Source organism: Pseudomonas typographi (assembly GCF_014694385.1).
GTDB classification, from domain to species: domain Bacteria; phylum Pseudomonadota; class Gammaproteobacteria; order Pseudomonadales; family Pseudomonadaceae; genus Aquipseudomonas; species Aquipseudomonas typographi.
This window is the reverse complement of sequence record NZ_JAAOCA010000037.1, coordinates 42,110-58,913: the sequence shown is the minus strand read 5'-3', so window position 1 is coordinate 58,913 and position 16,804 is coordinate 42,110. Positions and strand designations below refer to the sequence as shown.

At 61.4% G+C, this 16,804-nt stretch carries 15 protein-coding genes and 2 pseudogenes; 9 read left to right on the top strand and 8 right to left on the bottom strand.

From position 1 onward, the window contains the following. Nucleotides 1–110 (bottom strand): annotated as a pseudogene (locus HAQ05_RS23150) (class 1 fructose-bisphosphatase); the annotation flags it as partial. A gap of 10 nt (nucleotides 111–120) precedes the next feature. On the opposite strand from HAQ05_RS23150, the pseudogene HAQ05_RS23145 reads away from it, so the two are divergent. After that, nucleotides 121–297, top strand: a pseudogene (locus HAQ05_RS23145) (hypothetical protein); the annotation flags it as partial. A gap of 77 nt (nucleotides 298–374) precedes the next feature. Here HAQ05_RS23145 and HAQ05_RS23140 read toward each other — a convergent pair. Both HAQ05_RS23140 and HAQ05_RS23135 read right to left on the bottom strand, forming a co-directional pair. Continuing rightward, nucleotides 375–1,382, bottom strand: a complete 1,008-nt coding sequence (locus HAQ05_RS23140; protein WP_190425090.1) for a class 1 fructose-bisphosphatase — start codon at nucleotides 1,380–1,382, stop codon at nucleotides 375–377. A 165-nt stretch (nucleotides 1,383–1,547) separates the two neighbouring features. After that, complete coding sequence (locus HAQ05_RS23135; protein WP_190425086.1) at nucleotides 1,548–3,989, bottom strand: glycogen/starch/alpha-glucan phosphorylase; 2,442 nt, start codon at nucleotides 3,987–3,989, stop codon at nucleotides 1,548–1,550. 181 nt (nucleotides 3,990–4,170) lie between these two features. Between HAQ05_RS23135 and HAQ05_RS23130 the strand changes: the two genes are divergently transcribed. Then, entirely contained in the window at nucleotides 4,171–4,575 is a 405-nt protein-coding gene (locus HAQ05_RS23130) for a YkgJ family cysteine cluster protein (protein ID WP_190425084.1), read from the top strand. A 54-nt stretch (nucleotides 4,576–4,629) separates the two neighbouring features. On the opposite strand, the gene typA is transcribed toward HAQ05_RS23130, so the two are convergent. Continuing rightward, nucleotides 4,630–6,441: a translational GTPase TypA gene (typA, locus tag HAQ05_RS23125; protein ID WP_190425081.1), complete on the bottom strand. Its 1,812-nt coding sequence runs from the start codon at nucleotides 6,439–6,441 to the stop codon at nucleotides 4,630–4,632. Nucleotides 6,442–6,574: 133 nt separating this feature from the next. Beyond that, complete coding sequence (thiI, locus tag HAQ05_RS23120; protein WP_190425078.1) at nucleotides 6,575–8,029, bottom strand: tRNA uracil 4-sulfurtransferase ThiI; 1,455 nt, start codon at nucleotides 8,027–8,029, stop codon at nucleotides 6,575–6,577. A gap of 326 nt (nucleotides 8,030–8,355) precedes the next feature. Here thiI and glnA point away from each other — a divergent pair, with 326 nt between their 5' ends. From glnA to ntrC, 6 genes are all read left to right on the top strand, one after another. Beyond that, on the top strand, nucleotides 8,356–9,762 hold the full coding sequence (gene glnA / locus HAQ05_RS23115; protein ID WP_190425075.1) for a glutamate--ammonia ligase: 1,407 nt from the start codon (nucleotides 8,356–8,358) through the stop codon (nucleotides 9,760–9,762). Nucleotides 9,763–9,898: 136 nt separating this feature from the next. Continuing rightward, the gene (locus HAQ05_RS23110; RefSeq protein WP_190425072.1) at nucleotides 9,899–10,450 is read left to right on the top strand and encodes a chorismate mutase; all 552 of its coding nucleotides are present in this window, start codon (nucleotides 9,899–9,901) and stop codon (nucleotides 10,448–10,450) included. Nucleotides 10,451–10,514: 64 nt separating this feature from the next. Further along, the gene (locus tag HAQ05_RS23105) at nucleotides 10,515–11,030 is read left to right on the top strand and encodes a DUF4124 domain-containing protein (protein ID WP_238935146.1); all 516 of its coding nucleotides are present in this window, start codon (nucleotides 10,515–10,517) and stop codon (nucleotides 11,028–11,030) included. Beyond that, nucleotides 11,027–11,623, top strand: coding sequence for a DUF4124 domain-containing protein (locus HAQ05_RS23100; protein ID WP_338050277.1), 597 nt, complete (start codon nucleotides 11,027–11,029; stop codon nucleotides 11,621–11,623). The genes HAQ05_RS23105 and HAQ05_RS23100 overlap by 4 nt, the downstream gene beginning before the upstream one ends. A 284-nt stretch (nucleotides 11,624–11,907) precedes the next feature. Further along, nucleotides 11,908–12,993: a nitrogen regulation protein NR(II) gene (gene glnL / locus HAQ05_RS23095; RefSeq protein ID WP_190425066.1), complete on the top strand. Its 1,086-nt coding sequence runs from the start codon at nucleotides 11,908–11,910 to the stop codon at nucleotides 12,991–12,993. Further along, nucleotides 12,990–14,426, top strand: coding sequence for a nitrogen regulation protein NR(I) (gene ntrC / locus HAQ05_RS23090; RefSeq protein ID WP_190425063.1), 1,437 nt, complete (start codon nucleotides 12,990–12,992; stop codon nucleotides 14,424–14,426). The genes glnL and ntrC overlap by 4 nt, the downstream gene beginning before the upstream one ends. A 649-nt stretch (nucleotides 14,427–15,075) precedes the next feature. On the opposite strand, the gene HAQ05_RS23085 is transcribed toward ntrC, so the two are convergent. Next, nucleotides 15,076–15,519, bottom strand: coding sequence for a hypothetical protein (locus HAQ05_RS23085; RefSeq protein WP_190425060.1), 444 nt, complete (start codon nucleotides 15,517–15,519; stop codon nucleotides 15,076–15,078). On the opposite strand from HAQ05_RS23085, the gene HAQ05_RS23080 reads away from it, so the two are divergent. After that, nucleotides 15,518–15,973 carry a tRNA (cytidine(34)-2'-O)-methyltransferase gene (locus HAQ05_RS23080; RefSeq protein WP_190425057.1) on the top strand — a complete coding sequence of 152 codons (456 nt, stop codon included), beginning with the start codon at nucleotides 15,518–15,520 and terminating at the stop codon, nucleotides 15,971–15,973. The genes HAQ05_RS23085 and HAQ05_RS23080 overlap by 2 nt on opposite strands. Nucleotides 15,974–16,045: 72 nt before the next feature. On the opposite strand, the gene secB is transcribed toward HAQ05_RS23080, so the two are convergent. Beyond that, nucleotides 16,046–16,516, bottom strand: a complete 471-nt coding sequence (gene secB, locus HAQ05_RS23075; RefSeq protein ID WP_190425053.1) for a protein-export chaperone SecB — start codon at nucleotides 16,514–16,516, stop codon at nucleotides 16,046–16,048. A 33-nt stretch (nucleotides 16,517–16,549) separates the two neighbouring features. Next, entirely contained in the window at nucleotides 16,550–16,804 is a 255-nt protein-coding gene (gene grxC, locus HAQ05_RS23070) for a glutaredoxin 3 (RefSeq protein WP_190425050.1), read from the bottom strand.

Genomic DNA, 16,804 nt, shown 5'->3' with positions numbered 1-16,804 from the left:
TCGGTGGCCGCGCCGCCAGCCTGCTCGATGATGAACGACATCGGGTTGGCTTCGTACATCAAGCGCAACTTGCCGGGCTTGGCTGGGTCGCGGGCATCGCGTGGGTACATGAACAGCCCGCCGCGGGCCACCGAAGAGCAAACGGCGGTGATCGATACCCTTAACCAAGACATCACCGAGATCAACACCCTCAACCAAGAGGGTGTGCAAAACCTGCAAGAGACGTTACGGGCGTGCGGCGACCTGGAGCAACAGGCCAGCCGGCTCAAGCAACTGGTGGGCAGCTTCAGGATATAAGCGGCTTTACCGGCGCAGCCAAGGCCGTGCTTCGGCGCTAACGGTATGCGCCGGGGCAGGCCTTGGGGGTGAGTCGATTATTGGTGGTACGCGGTCACCCGTTCGACTTCTTCCTTCGACCCCAGGAACACCGCGACGCGCTGGTGCAGGCCTTCGGGCTGGATATCGAGGATGCGCTGGTGGCCATCGGTGGCCGCGCCGCCAGCCTGCTCGATGATGAACGACATCGGGTTGGCTTCGTACATCAAGCGCAACTTGCCGGGCTTGGCTGGGTCGCGGGCATCGCGTGGGTACATGAACAGCCCGCCGCGGGTGAGGATGCGGTGAACGTCGGCCACCATCGAGGCAATCCAACGCATGTTGTAATCCTTGCCCAACGGGCCTTCCTGGCCGGCGAGCAGTTCATCGACGTAGCGCTTGACCGGTGGCTCCCAATGCCGCTGGTTCGACATATTGATGGCGAACTCCTGGGTGGCCTCCGGCACGCGGATGTTTTCGTGGCTGAGCACGAAGCTGCCCATCTCGCGGTCGAGGGTAAAGCCCTTGACGCCGTCACCGAGGGTGAGCACCAACATGGTTTGCGGGCCGTATACCGCGTAACCTGCCGCGACCTGTTTCACGCCAGGCTGCAAAAAGGCCTTTTCATTGAGGCTGTCGTTCTGCGACAGGTATTCGTCGGGGCAGCGCAACACCGAAAAAATGGTACCGACCGAAACGTTCACGTCGATGTTCGACGAGCCATCGAGCGGGTCGAACACCAGCAGGTACGCACCTTTGGGGTACTTGCCGGGGATCTGGTAGGCGTTGTCCATTTCTTCGGAGGCCATGCCGGCGAGGTGGCCGCCCCACTCATTGGCCTCCAGCAGGATTTCGTTCGACAACACGTCGAGTTTCTTCTGCACTTCGCCCTGCACGTTCTCGGTGCCCATGCTGCCCAGCACCCCGCCGAGGGCACCCTTGGACACGGCATGGCTGATTTCCTTACAGGCACGCGCGACCACTTCGATCAGGAAGCGCAGATCGGCAGGGGTGTTGTTGCTGCGGGTCTGCTCGATCAAGTAGCGGCTGAGGGTAACGCGGGACATGGAAAAGCTCCGGTTTCGACGGGAAGAAAACCCGCGCAGTGTACAGCGCGGGCCCGGGGGTGACGAGTACGCCAGGGGCAACCCGTTTGCTCAGACCGCTTAACAAGGCTTCAGTTCGCGGGCCCGCCCCGCTTCATGGCAACGGGCACGGTAAGCCGCTGGCGCTCATAGCGCCTTCCAGATCTCCTTGGCATACTCCCCTATGGTGCGGTCGGACGAGAACCAGCCCATGCGCGCGGTGTTATAGATCGCCGAGCGCCACCACAGCTTGGGCTGGCGCCACAGTTCATCGACCCGCAGTTGCGCCGCCCAATAGGATTCGAAATCCGCGCACACCAAAAAGCGATCGTAATTGAGCAAACCGTCGACCAAGCCGGCGTAGCGCGACGGGTCGTCGGGCGAGAAGGTGCCGCCGCGAATGGCCTGCAGCACGTCGTTGAGCCGATGCGAAGCCGCCGCCTCGGCATGGGCGCTGAAGTCTCCGTTGTGCTTGCGCGCTTCGACTTCATCGGCTTTCAGGCCGAAGATGAACATGTGCTCGGCGCCCACGTGCTCGCACATCTCCACATTCGCGCCATCGAGGGTGCCGATGGTGAGCGCGCCGTTCAGGCCAAACTTCATGTTACTGGTGCCGGATGCCTCGTAGCCGGCCGTGGAGATTTGCTCGGACAAATCCGCCGCCGGGATGATGCTTTCGGCCAGGCTTACGTTGTAATTGGGCAGGAACACCACCTTGAGCAGGCCGCGCACGGTGGGGTCGTTATTCACCGTGCGGGCGATGTCGTTGGCCAGCTTGATGATCAACTTGGCCTGGTAATAACTGGCGGCGGCCTTACCGGCGAAAATCTTCACCCGCGGTGCCCAGGGTTTTTCCGGCGTGGCGCGGATGGCCTGGTACAACGCCACGGTGTGCAGCAAGTTAAGCAACTGGCGTTTGTACTCGTGAATGCGCTTGACCTGCACGTCGAACAGCGCCTTGGGGTCGACGGTCACCCCTAGCCGATCTTGGATAATGCGCGCCAGCGCTTCCTTGTTATGCAAGCGCTGGTCGGCGAAGCGACGCTGAAAAACCGAATCGTCAGCGAAGGCGTCCAAGCCTTTGAGTTGGGTTTCGGGTTGGTCGAGCAGGCCCTCGCCCAGTTTGTCTACCAGCATCGAGGTGAGCTTTGGGTTGGACTGGTACAACCAGCGGCGGAAGGTAATGCCGTTGGTCTTGTTGTTGATCCGCTCCGGGTAGAGCTTGTTCAGGTCAGCGAACACGGTGCTGCGCATCAGCTCGGTGTGTAGCGCCGATACACCGTTGATGCTGTGCGAGCCGAGAAACGCCAAGTTACCCATGCGCACCCGGCGGCCATTGGTTTCGTCGATCAGCGACACCGAGCGCAGCAAGTCGAGGTCTGGCGGTTCGTTGGCGCGCAGGCGGTCGATATGTTCGGCGTTGATCAGGTAGATAATCTGCATGTGCCGCGGCAACATGCGCTCCATCAGCCCTACCGGCCAGGTTTCCAGCGCCTCGGGCAGCAGCGTGTGGTTGGTGTAGCTGAGGGTGTCGACGGTCACTTTCCAGGCTTGATCCCAGGGCAACTCGTGGATGTCCACCAGCAAGCGCATCAGCTCGGGCACCGCGATGGAGGGGTGGGTGTCGTTCATTTGGATCGCGGCATGCTCGCCCAGGCTTGCGACGCTGCCATGCATGTTGATGTGCCGGCGCAGCAAGTCTTGCAGCGAGGCAGACACAAAGAAGTATTCCTGGCGTAGGCGCAGCTCCTGGCCGGCTTCGGTGCTGTCGGCCGGGTACAGCACCCGCGAAATGCTCTCGGCGCGGGCCACATCAGCCACCGCGCCAAGGTGGTCGCCGGCGTTGAAGCGTTCCAGGTGCAAGTCTTCCATGGCCCGCGCACGCCACAGCCGCAGGGTATTCACACTCTTGCCACGCCAACCCACCACGGGGGTGTCGTAGGCCACCGCGCGCACCGTTTCGCCGGGGTGCCACACCTGGCGGCCGCCGTCCTGGGCTTCCACATGGCCGCCGAAGCTGATCGGGTAAATCACCTCGGGGCGCTCGAACTCCCAGGGGTTGCCGAAATCCAGCCAGGTTTCGGTTTGTTCCTGTTGCCAGCCATCTACCAACGCCTGGCGAAACAGGCCGTGCTCATAGCGAATACCATAACCGTGCGCGGCCACGCCGAGGGTCGCCATGCTTTCCATGAAGCAGGCGGCCAGGCGGCCGAGGCCGCCATTGCCGAGTGCCGCGTCCGGCTCGAGCAGCTTGATCTTGTCCAGGTCCACACCCAGGCTATCGAGCGCCTCCCGCGCCACTTCGAGAATGCCCATGTTGCTGAGGCTGTCGACCAGCAAGCGGCCGATGAGAAATTCCAGCGAGAGGTAATACACCCGCTTTTGCTGGCTGCGGTAGATTTGCCGCGTATGGTCCATCCAGTGGTCGACCATGTGGTCCCGGGCAGCCAGTGCAATGGCTTCGAACCAGTCATGGTCGAAGGCGTGTTCGGGGTCCTTGCCTACCGCGTAGGTGAGTTTGGCGAGTACGGCATCACGAAATTCGTTCACATCGACTTCAACGTTACGGGCAAGCGGTTCCTGAGACATGAGGTGTCCTCGGTAACTTAGGTAAGCGGGATGCATTCAGACTAGACCGTCTGACCGGAGGTGGCCTGTCGGGTTCGTGTGGTTTAGCACAGAAAAACTGAAAAAACTGGCGAGTGGTTATTTATTCACCGTGCGCCCTGTATATCATCGCGCGCCTTCGTTGAACCTTGCGTGAACCATTATGAAACCGACCCTGATCGCCGCCGCTGAACTCGACCGCCTGGAAACCTGGCAAAAGTATGCCAGCCACCTATGCGGTAACTGCATGGCGAGCTGCTGCACATTGCCCGTGGAGGTGCGTATCAAAGACTTGATCCGCATTGGCGTGGTGGATGAGTTCGAAAAGGGCGAGCCGGCCAAGAACGTGGCCAAGCGCCTGCAAAAGGAAGGGATCGTCGAGCGGTTCAACCAGAAGAGCGGGGTATTCACCCTGGCGAGGATGAGCAACGACGATTGTTTGTACCTGGACCGCAAAAGCCGGCTTTGCACGATCTACGATCGGCGCCCGGACACCTGCCGCAACCATCCGAAGATAGGGCCACGGCCGGGGTACTGCGCCTACAAGCCAAAGCCTGCTGGGCGATAACCGGGGTATATGCAGGGTCAACCTCCCAGCCGATAGGGGCTGGGAGGGTTTGCCTTACCCTTTCGAAGCGCGCTTGCGCTCGTTCTCGTTCAGCAGCTTCTTGCGCAGTCGGATCGACTTGGGCGTTACTTCAACCAACTCATCGTCGTCGATGAACTCCAACGCCTGTTCCAGGGTGAATTTCACCGCGGGGGTCAGTTGGATGGTTTCGTCCTTGCCCGAAGCGCGCATGTTGTCGAGCTTCTTGCCCTTGGTGGGGTTGATCACCAGGTCGTTGTCGCGGGTGTGGATACCGGCCAGCATACCCTCGTACACCTCATCGCCCGGCGACAGGAACAGCTTGCCGCGGTCTTGCAAGGTTTCCAGCGAGTAGGTAAGCGCGGTGCCGCCGGCCATCGACACCAGCACGCCGTTCTGGCGCAGGCCAACGTTACCGCCCTTGATCGGGCCGTATTTATCGAACGTACTGGTGAGGATACCGGTGCCGGAGGTCATGGTCAGGAAGGCGTTACGGAAACCGATCAGGCCACGGGCCGGGATCACGTACTCCAGGCGCAGGCGGCCCTTGCCGTCAGGGATCATGTTGGTCATTTCACCCTTGCGCAGGCCCATTTGCTCCATCACCGGGCCCTGGTGCTGCTCCTCGATGTCGATGGTGACGTTCTCGTAGGGTTCCTGTTTCTCGCCGTCCTTCTCGATAAGCACCACTTCCGGGCGGCCCACGGCCAGCTCGAAGCCTTCGCGGCGCATGTTCTCGATCAGCACCGACAGGTGCAGCTCACCACGGCCAGACACCTTGAATTTCTCTGGCGAATCGCCTTGTTCAACGCGCAGCGCCACGTTGTGCAGCAGCTCTTTGTCCAGGCGTTCCTTGATGTTGCGGCTGGTCACGAACTTGCCTTCTTTACCGGCGAACGGCGAGTCGTTGACCTGGAAGGTCATGCTCACGGTGGGCTGGTCGACGGTCAGCGGCGGCAGGGCTTCGACGCTCTGCGGGTCACACAGGGTATCGGAGATGAACAACTCGTCCATGCCGCTGACACAGATGATGTCGCCAGCTTCGGCTTCCGGCACCTCAACGCGCTGCAGGCCGTGATGGCCCATGATCTTCAACACGCGGCCATTGCGCTTCTTGCCATCGTCACCGATAGCAACCACCGGGGTGTTTTGCTTGATCTTGCCGCGGCTGATGCGGCCGATGCCGATCACGCCGAGGAAGCTGTTGTAGTCCAGTTGGGAAATCTGCATCTGGAACGGGCCATTGGCATCGACGGTCGGCGCGGGCACGTGCTTGATGATGGCCTCGAACAGCGGGTCCATGTTGTCGGCCATGCTGTCCGGGTCGTCACCGGCGATGCCGTTCAGGGCGCTGGCGTAAACGATCGGGAAGTCCAATTGCTCGTCGGTGGCGCCGAGGTTATCGAACAGGTCGAAGATCTGGTCGACCACCCAGCTGGGGCGCGCGCCTGGGCGGTCGACCTTGTTCACCACTACGATTGGGCGCAGGCCGGCCTTGAAGGCCTTCTGGGTCACGAAGCGGGTTTGCGGCATCGGGCCGTCTTGGGCGTCGACCAGCAGCAGCACCGAGTCGACCATCGACATCACGCGCTCTACTTCACCACCGAAGTCGGCGTGGCCGGGGGTGTCGACGATGTTGATGTCGTAGCCGTTCCACTTGATGGCCGTGTTCTTGGCCAGGATGGTAATGCCGCGCTCACGCTCTTGGTCATTGGAGTCCATGACGCGCTCGCCTTCGGCTTCCTTGCGGTCCAGGGTGCCGGACAGCTTCAGGAGTTTGTCGACCAACGTGGTTTTACCATGGTCAACGTGGGCGATGATGGCGATGTTGCGAAGGTTCTCTCTCACAGGTTTGTCTCGATCGATGAATTCGGTTGCACCGCACCCCTTGGGCACGGCTGGCTATGAACAGGCAATGCGCTAGCAGGGCCAGGCGTCGGGGGGGCGATGGCGGATGCTGCCGCCATTGAGCCCGGGGATTCTATGCCGGACGATAAACGCGCACATTGGCGTGCCCCTCGCTGAGCAGGTGGTGAGCATGCAGGCGGCTCATCACACCCTTATCGCAGTACAGAAGATATTGGCGGCTGGCGTCCAGTTCCTTGAAACGGCTGTTCAGCGCGTAGAAAGGTAGCGCCTTGACCTCGATGCCGTCGAGCGCCAGCGGCGCATCGTCTTGCGCGTCGGGGTGGCGAATGTCGAGCACCACTTGGCTGGGCAGCGCCTGGGCCACTTCTTCGACCTCCACGGTTTGGCCCAGTTCTTCGATCACATGGTCGATGGCGACCAGCCGCGCGCGTTCGAGCGCGCGTTCGAGCACCGCCATGTCGAAACGCTGCTCTTCACGCTCGATGCGGTAGCCGCGCGCGGCGGTGGTCGGGTTCACCGAAATCACGCCGCAGTATTCCGGCATGTGCTTGGCAAAATCGGCGGTGCCGATTGCCATGGCCGTGTCGATGATGTCTTGCTTGTGGCTGGCCAGCAGCGGGCGCAACACCAGCTTGGGGGTGGCCGAATCGATCACCGCCAGGTTGGTCAGCGTTTGGCTCGACACCTGCGAGATCGCCTCGCCGGTGACCAAGGCGTCGATTTGCAGGCGCTCGGCCATGTGGCTGGCGGCGCGCAGCATCATGCGTTTGAGGATCACGCCCATTTGGCTGTCGTCGACCTTGCCGAGAATCTCCCCCACCACCTCTTCGAACGGCACACTGATGAACAGCACCCGGTGCGAACTGCCGTATTTTTTCCACAGGTAATGTGCAACTTCCATCACACCCAATTCGTGTGCACGGCCGCCGAGGTTGAAAAAACAAAAGTGGGTCATCAGCCCGCGGCGCATCATCTGGTAGGCCGCCACGGTGGAGTCGAAGCCGCCAGACATCAGCACCAGGGTTTGCTCCAGAGCCCCCAGCGGGTAGCCGCCGATACCCTGATGCTGGCTGTGCACCACGTACAGCTTCTGGTCGCGGACCTCTATGCGCACCTCGACTTCCGGGCGCTTCAGGTCGATACCGGCGGCCCCGCACTGCTGGCGTAATTGGCTGCCCACATAGCGGTCGACGTCCATCGACGAGAAATCATGGTGCCCGCCGCGCTTGCAACGCACGGCGAATCGCTTGCCGGGCAGCAGGTGCCCGAAGTGCTGCTTGCATTTGGCAACGATGTCGTCGAAGTCGCCCAGAGGGTACTGCTCCACCTGCAAAAAGTGCGCGATACCGGGGGTGCAAGCCAGCCGCTCGATGATCTCACCCAGCAGTTTCTGGTCTTGTACCTGCGTGTTGACTTCCAGGTTGTCCCACACGCCCGCAACCGCCAGGCCTGGGTCCAGGTCGCGGGTCACCAGCCGAATGTTCTTGGCAAGCTGGCGAATGAACCGCTTGCGCACGGGCCGGCTTTTGATGGTGATTTCAGGGAACACTTTGACGATAAGTTTCATTGAACCGCACGCAGGCTGGCCAGCAGAAAAAAGGGGCGGCATTATAGCGGAAATTGCTCACGCTTTGAGCAACTATCGTCGGCGCGATTGGGTGCTCCATGTTGGTGCTGCCCGAATATGCAGCGCACCATTTTAGCGCCTTGGATTTGGCGCTTTTTTACGCAAAGGCCCGCCCGTGCAAGCGTTTTGTAGGCGCTGCCCAACTTTGGGCACTGGCATGCAAATTGCTCCCTTGTGAGGCAGGTTGCCAAGGTCGACTATCTGTCGCCGGCTTCACCCAACTTTGCAGGGCCTACCTTCCAGGCCCTGATCACCCGGAGGACAACATGTCGAAGACGGTTCAACTCATAAAAGATCATGACGTTAAATGGCTTGATCTGCGCTTCACCGATACCAAAGGCAAGCAACAGCACGTCACCATGCCCGCCCGTGACGCGCTGGACGAAGACTTCTTCGAACACGGCAAAATGTTCGACGGCTCGTCGATCGCTGGCTGGAAAGGCATCGAAGCCTCCGACATGATCCTGATGCCGGACGACGAAACCGCGGTGCTCGACCCGTTCACCGAAGAGCCGACCGTCATCCTGGTGTGCGACATCATCGAGCCTTCGACCATGCAAGGCTACGACCGCGACCCGCGCGCGATCGCCCACCGCGCAGAGGAATACCTGAAGTCCACGGGTATCGGTGACACCGTTTTCGTCGGCCCCGAGCCTGAGTTCTTCGTGTTCGATGCCGTCAAGTATAAGTCCGACATCTCGGGCTCGATGTTCAAGATCTTCTCCGAACAAGCTTCGTGGATGACCGACGGTGAAGTGGAAGGCGGCAACCGCGGCCACCGCCCTGGCGTGAAAGGCGGTTACTTCCCGGTTCCACCGGTCGACCATGACCACGAAATCCGCACCGCCATGTGCAACGCCCTGGAAGAAATGGGCCTGGTGGTGGAAGTACACCACCACGAAGTGGCGACGGCTGGCCAGAACGAAATCGGCGTGAAGTTCAACACCCTGGTGAAGAAGGCTGACGAAGTTCAGACCTTGAAATACTGCGTGCACAACGTGGCCGACGTGTACGGCAAGACCGCCACCTTCATGCCCAAGCCTTTGTACGGCGACAATGGCTCTGGCATGCACGTTCACCTGTCGATTTCCAAAGACGGCAAGAACACCTTCGCTGGTGAAGGCTACGCTGGCCTGTCGGAAACCGCCCTGTACTTCATCGGCGGTATCATCAAGCACGGCAAGGCATTGAACGGCTTCACCAACCCGTCGACCAACTCTTACAAGCGCCTGGTACCAGGCTTCGAAGCACCGGTGATGCTGGCCTACTCGGCGCGTAACCGCTCGGCCTCGATCCGTATCCCCTACGTGTCCAGCCCGAAAGCCCGCCGCATCGAGGCACGCTTCCCAGACCCAGCTGCCAACCCCTACCTGGCCTTCGCCGCGCTGTTGATGGCGGGCCTGGACGGCATCCAGAACAAGCTGCACCCTGGCGATGCCGCCGACAAGAACCTGTATGACCTGCCGCCTGAAGAGGCCAGCGAAATCCCACAGGTTTGCGGTAGCTTGAAAGAGGCCCTGGAAAGCCTGGACACCGACCGTGCGTTCCTGACCAAGGGTGGCGTATTCAGCGACGACTTCATCGACGCCTACATTGCCCTGAAGAGCGAAGAGGAAATCAAGGTTCGCACCTTCGTTCACCCGCTGGAATACGATCTGTACTACAGCGTTTGATGCGACCGCGTGACTGAAAAGGCCTCCTTCGGGAGGCTTTTTCATTTCCCGTATCAATTGAACCGCGTCAGCGCTCTCAACCGCCCTCTTACGCTATGGCATGCTCCGGCCTCCCCCTAGAGCCACGAGGCCAACCATGCGGCACCTGCTACTTTTCGCGTTCAGCGCGCTGTTTTGCTCTTCGGCTTTTGCCGCCCCTACCGCCGGCCCTCAAGCCATTGCCGCGCTGGTCGATTCGATGAACCAGCGCGTGGCGGTCGGCTACAAGGTGGCCCTTAGCAAATGGGACAGCGGCAAACCTGTTGAAGATAAACCCCGCGAGCACACGGTCATCATGGCGGCCACCTCGTTGGCGCCTGGCTACCAGGTTTCACCGCAATGGGCCGAGCAATTATTTTCGGCGCAAATCGAAGCCAATAAATTAGCCCAGTATGTTTACTTGGCCGATTGGGCCGCCGCGGGAAAAGCACCGGGCGACACGCGCCCTGACTTGCTCACCGAGATACGGCCACAGCTCGACACGCTGCAAAAAACCTTGCTGGTGCAAATGGCGGCCGCCGCGCCTTATCGCCAAGCCGCGCAGTGCCACACATGGGTTGCCCGTGCCATTGCGGCCGGGGCCCCCGATAACCTGCGCCGTGTAGCGCTAGTGCGTGCAACGGCAGAACTGTGTACCACCCCGCATTGAGCTGTTCTATGCTGGCAAGCAGAGCAGGCGAAGCCACCGCGGCTGCCGCTGTATGAGTGTTCCCATGCGTTATCGTGCCCTTGCCTTATGCCTGCTGGCGCCATTAACGGCGCTGGCGCAGATCTACCAGTACACCGATGCCAACGGCAATACGGTTTACACCAACCAGCCACCGGGCGGCAGCCACGCCCGGGAGGTGCAACTGCCGCCGCTGAACAGCGTGCCGCCCGCTACGCCTGGCAACACACCGGCGGCCCCGGTCAGCAAGCCGGAACCGGCGAAAGCCGCTGCCGCCTATTCAACCTTGCAACTGACCGACCTGCCCACCGACGAGGCGCTACGCGCCAACAACGGCACTTTCACCGTGGGCGTGGCACTGCAGCCGAGGCTGGCCCCCGGGCACCTGTTGCAATTGGTGCTCGACGGCACCCCCTATGGCACGCCAGGCAACGTGCCGCGGCTGCAATTGGTGAACATCGACCGCGGCGATCACAGCCTGGCGGTGCGGGTGCTGCAAGGTGAGCAGGTGGTGCAGCAAAGCGCGGCGGTGAACTTCACCGTGCAGCGGGTGCACCGGTGACCCACCGCCCTTGGCTACTGTGGCTGGCGCTGGTTTGCCTACCGGCAGGGGCGCAGGTGTACACCTACGAGGATGCCAACGGCCACCGGGTTTACACCGACCAGCCGCGCCACGGTGCCAAACCGGTCAAGCTGGCGCCAGGCAATACCATGGCGCCCAGCCCGGTACCTACCCAGCCAACGGCGAAACCCCACGCCGCTCCGGTGCGGGTGATGCACTACAACCTGTTGCGCATCCTGGCCCCAGTGCCGGATGGCAGCATCAGCCACGCCGGTGGCGAAGTGGTGGTCACGGTCAGCAGCGACCCGGCCCTGCTGCCCGGTGACCGCTTTGAACTGGTGCTTGACGACCAACCCGCCGCTGCGCCCAGCAGCAGCCCGGTGATCATGTTGAGTAATGTGGACCGCGGTGAACATCGCCTGGCTGTGAGGATCATCGACCAGCAGGGCCTGGTGATCGAGCAAACCGCCGCGCAGGTGTTTTACCTGCAGCGCATGTCGTTGGCGCAAAAGCGCCGCGTGCGGCCATGCGAGGATGACGACTACGGGGTAAGGCCCGAATGCCCACTGTCGTTGAAACCGACGGACGACTAAGAACTATCAGGGAAGGAGGCGTTGCACCAGCATAGCGCGCACGCTTATGGTGCGCTTTACTGCACCCTAAAGGCCCTGTAGCTGCCCGGTAGCCTCAAGCCTGCGAAAACCCTGGCGTTTTGAGGCCATGGCGCGGCCCCTGAATGCGACGCCAGCAAATAAAACCGCTTCTTTTCGGAGCCTTGGTTTGGATTTTGCATTTTCAGTGCATCAGCGGGTTGCCCGCGCCCGCAACCGGAACACACCCACGGTTGCTATGTGCCAAAAGAGGTCAAAACCAGCATATGACCATCAGCGATACGCTGCACAGGCTGTTACTAGACAACCTTACCACCGCCACGATTTTGCTCAACAGTGAGTTACGCCTGGAATACATGAACCCCGCCGCGGAAATGCTGCTGGCCATCAGCGGCCAGCGCAGCCACGGCCAGTTCATCAGTGAGTTGTTCACGGAGTCTACCGAGGCGCTGAATTCGCTGCGCCAGGCCGTCGAAAAGGCCCACCCTTTTACCAAGCGTGAAGCAATCCTCACGGCGATGACTGGGCAAACCATTACCGTGGACTACGCGGTAACGCCCATTCTCAGCCAGGGGCAAACACTGCTGCTGCTCGAAGTGCTGCCCCGCGACCGCCTGCTGCGCATCACCAAGGAAGAAGCCCAGTTGTCCAAGCAGGAAACCACCAAGATGCTGGTACGGGGCCTGGCCCACGAAATCAAGAACCCCCTGGGTGGCATCCGTGGCGCAGCGCAGTTGCTTGACCGCGAACTGCCCGACGAGAGCCTGAAGGATTACACCAACGTCATCATCGAAGAAGCCGACCGCCTGCGTAACCTGGTCGACCGCATGCTGGGTTCGAACAAGCTACCGTCACTGGCCATGTGCAACGCCCACGAAGTGCTGGAGCGGGTATGCAGCTTGGTGGATGCGGAAACCCAGGGCGGCATCACCCTGGTACGCGATTACGATCCGAGCATCCCCGACGTGTTGATCGACCGCGAACAAATGATCCAGGCGGTGCTGAACATCGTACGCAACGCCATGCAGGCGATCAGCGCCCAGAACGAGCTGCGCCTGGGGCGCATTACATTGCGCACCCGGGCCATGCGCCAGTTCACCATTGGCCATGTGCGCCACCGGCTGGTGGCGAAAATCGAGATCATCGACAACGGCCCAGGCATCCCCAGCGAACTTCAGGAAACCATTTTCTATCCTATGGTCAGCGGCCGCCCGGACGGTACCGGGCTGGGCTTGGCCATCACCCAGAACATCATCAGCCAGCACCAAGGCCTGATCGAATGTGATAGCCATCCCGGCCATACCACTTTCTCGATCTTCCTGCCGCTGGAACAAGGAGCCGCCTCGTCATGAGCCGTAGTGAAACCGTGTGGATCGTCGACGACGACCGTTCCATCCGCTGGGTCTTGGAAAAGGCCCTGCAGCAGGAAGGGATGACCACCCAAAGCTTCGACAGTGCCGATGGCGTGATGAGCCGACTTGCCCGCCAGCAGCCCGACGTGATCATTTCCGACATCCGCATGCCGGGTGCCAGCGGCCTGGACCTGCTGGCGCGCATCCGCGAACAGCACCCACGCCTGCCAGTCATCATCATGACCGCGCATTCAGACCTCGACAGCGCGGTGGCCTCTTACCAGGGCGGGGCTTTCGAGTACCTGCCCAAGCCGTTCGACGTGGACGAGGCCGTATCGCTGGTCAAACGCGCGAACCAACACGCGCAAGAACAGCAAGGCATGGACACCCCGCCCACCCTGACCCGCACGCCAGAGATCATCGGCGAAGCACCGGCCATGCAGGAGGTGTTCCGCGCCATCGGCCGGCTGAGCCACTCCAACATCACCGTTTTGATCAATGGCGAGTCCGGTACCGGCAAGGAACTGGTGGCCCATGCCTTGCACCGGCATAGCCCACGGGCGGCAGCCCCCTTTATTGCACTGAACATGGCCGCCATCCCCAAAGACCTGATGGAGTCGGAGCTGTTCGGCCATGAAAAAGGCGCATTCACCGGCGCGGCCAACCTGCGCCGCGGCCGTTTCGAACAAGCCGATGGCGGCACGTTGTTTCTCGACGAGATTGGCGACATGCCAGCCGATACCCAAACCCGCTTGCTGCGCGTGTTGGCTGACGGTGAGTTCTACCGGGTGGGCGGGCATACGCCGGTCAAGGTCGATGTGCGCATCATCGCCGCAACCCACCAGAACCTTGAAAGCCTGGTGCACGCTGGCAAGTTCCGGGAAGACTTGTTTCACCGCCTGAACGTGATCCGCATTCATATTCCACGGCTCTCGGACCGCCGGGAAGACATCCCGACCCTCGCCAAGCATTTCCTTGGCCGCGCGGCGCAAGAACTGGCGGTGGAGCCAAAGCTGCTGAAAGGCGAAACCGAGGATTACCTGAAAAACCTGCCCTGGCCGGGCAACGTGCGCCAGTTGGAAAACACCTGCCGTTGGATCACCGTTATGGCATCGGGCCGTGAGGTGCATATCAGCGACCTGCCGCCCGAACTGCTCAGCCTGCCGCAAGACGCCGCCCCGGTTACCAATTGGGAGCAGGCCCTGCGCCAGTGGGCCGACCAGGCATTGTCGCGGGGCCAATCCAGCCTCCTCGACAGCGCCGTGCCTAGCTTCGAGCGAATCATGATCGAAACGGCCCTCAAGCATACCGCTGGCCGCCGCCGCGACGCCGCTGTGCTGCTGGGCTGGGGCCGTAACACCTTGACCCGCAAGATCAAGGAGCTGGGCATGAAAGTCGACGGTGGCGATGACGACGACGGCGACGATAACTGACCCACCCGCCATACGACCGCCGCTGGCGCCGCCCCTGTACCCCGGGGCCGGCGCCAGCGGCGGTCGTGTTTCAGGCCGGTGCATCCCGCGCTGGCTTGCACCGCACAAAGGCGCGTCGCACTAAGCCCGTGCGGGGGCGCAAATGCCCATGCGGCCGCCGCCCCGGCGCTGCCGCTGACCGTGTAAAATAATTTTCGTTATATTTCAAAAAGTTAAATTCATACAGCTGAATTTACGCGGTGCCGTTTCAAAAGTGGCACGCACTCTGCAAATACCTAGGCAGAACCCGTTTTTAGGGGACCTTGGTACAGGCAGGCCGGGGATTCCCCATTTTATACCGGGCGTTGCAACCGATGGGTTGCAGGCTCAAATCGTTTTTTGGGGGCCTATGGTACAGGCAGGCCGAGGATCCCCTTCTTTACAACGGAGCCACTGCGAAGCGGCCGCTCCATGCTTTGGGGACCTTGGTACAGGCAGGCTGGGGATCCTCCTTTACAACCGGGCCAGCGCCATACGCGCTGAACCCACCCTTTCGGGAACCTTGGTACAGGCAGGCCGAGGTTCCTCCTTTACAACCGGGCCAGCGCCATAGGCGTTGGGCCCACGTTTTTTGGGGACCTTGGTACAGGCAGGCCGGGGATTCCCTCTTTTATTCCTCCCGCAGGCTGATACTCAGCTTCCAGCGCCCATCGGCCTGCTCGCCGTGCCAAGTGGCTAGCAGGGGCCGGGCGGCCACTACCGTCAGCAGCAAACCTTTTTCAGCCCTGCGTAGTGACCACTTCGCCGGGTGCCCTTGCACCAGCAGTTCACCATTGGCCGGTGCCCCATGTGCTTGCAGTAGCATGGCGAAGGTGCCCTCGGGCGCTTCGGCATGCACTTTCGGCTCGGCCTGCAGCCAAAGCACCAAGGTGTCGGGGTGCAGTTCGATGTGATCGAGCGAGGGCGCTTCCGGGTGGGTGAGGCGGCCAATCATCAGCCCTACCAGCACGCCCAAAATAACCAATGAACCGAGAAAGCGCGGCCACAAGCTGGCCCGCGCCGGCAGCGCTTGCGGGGTAGAATGGCGCCCATCTTTGCCTTCGGAGCCGTGCATGTTTCACGTCATCCTTTTTCAACCGGAAATCCCGCCGAACACCGGCAACGTTATCAGGTTGTGCGCCAACAGCGGCTGCCACCTGCACTTGATCGAGCCGCTGGGCTTTGAACTGGATGACAAACGCCTGCGCCGCGCCGGCCTGGATTACCACGAGTTCGCACCGCTCAAGCGCTACCCAGACCTACCCAGTTGCCTTGACGCACTGGGCAACCCCAGGGTGTTCGCCTTTACCACCAAAGGCTCCCAGCCATTTCACCAGGTAGCCTTCGAACCGGGCGACGCGTTGCTTTTCGGGCCAGAGAGCCGCGGCTTGCCGGATGAAATACGCGAGCAGTACCCCGCCGAACGCCGCGTGCGCCTGCCAATGCGGCCAGGCAGCCGCAGCCTTAACTTATCCAACACGGTCGCCGTGGCGGTGTACGAGGCCTGGCGGCAGCAGGGCTTTGCCTAACGGCCCCAAAGCGCGGGAGACGTGGCGCTACTCACAACCGGACCGGTTGTGGGCGCGCCCATCTCCTACGGCTCACGCTTGGGGCGCTTCGCCTGCCTCTTGCATGCGCTGCAGCTCTTGGGCGTACAGCGCGTCGAAGTTCACCGGCGCCAGCATCAGCGCCGGGAACGAGCCCCGGATCACCAAGCTGTCGAGGGTTTCGCGCGCGTAGGGGAACAGGATGTTCGGGCAGAAGGCACCGAGGGTGTGGCTCATCGACGGCGCGTCGAGGTTCTTGATCAGAAAGATACCGCCCTGCTGCACTTCGGCGATGAACGCCACTTCTTCACCGTTCTTGACGGTGACCGACAGCGTCAGCACCACTTCGTGGAAGTCGTTTTCCAGCGGCTTCTGGCGGGTGTTCAGTTCCAGCGAAACGCTGGGCTCCCAGGCTTGGCGAAAGATCGCCGGGCTTTTCGGGGCTTCGAACGACAGGTCGCGCACATAGATGCGTTGCAACGAGAATTGCGGTTCGTTTTCTGCGGCAATGTTCTGTTCGGTCATGGCACTGGCCTTGTTGGCTTGAGGTTTGGTTATTCAGGCGCCCAGCAGTGGGTCGAGCTTGCCGGCGCGTTCCAAGGCGAAGAGGTCGTCGCAACCGCCGACGTGGCGGTCGCCGATCCAGATTTGCGGCACCGACGTGCGCCCGGCCTTGCTGGCCATTTCGGCACGCAACTGGGGTTTGCCGTCGACCTTGATTTCTTCGAAGGCCACGCCCTTGCTGCCCAACAGGGCCTTGGCCCGCATGCAGTAGGGGCACCAATCACTGGAGTAGACGACGACCTTGGCCAT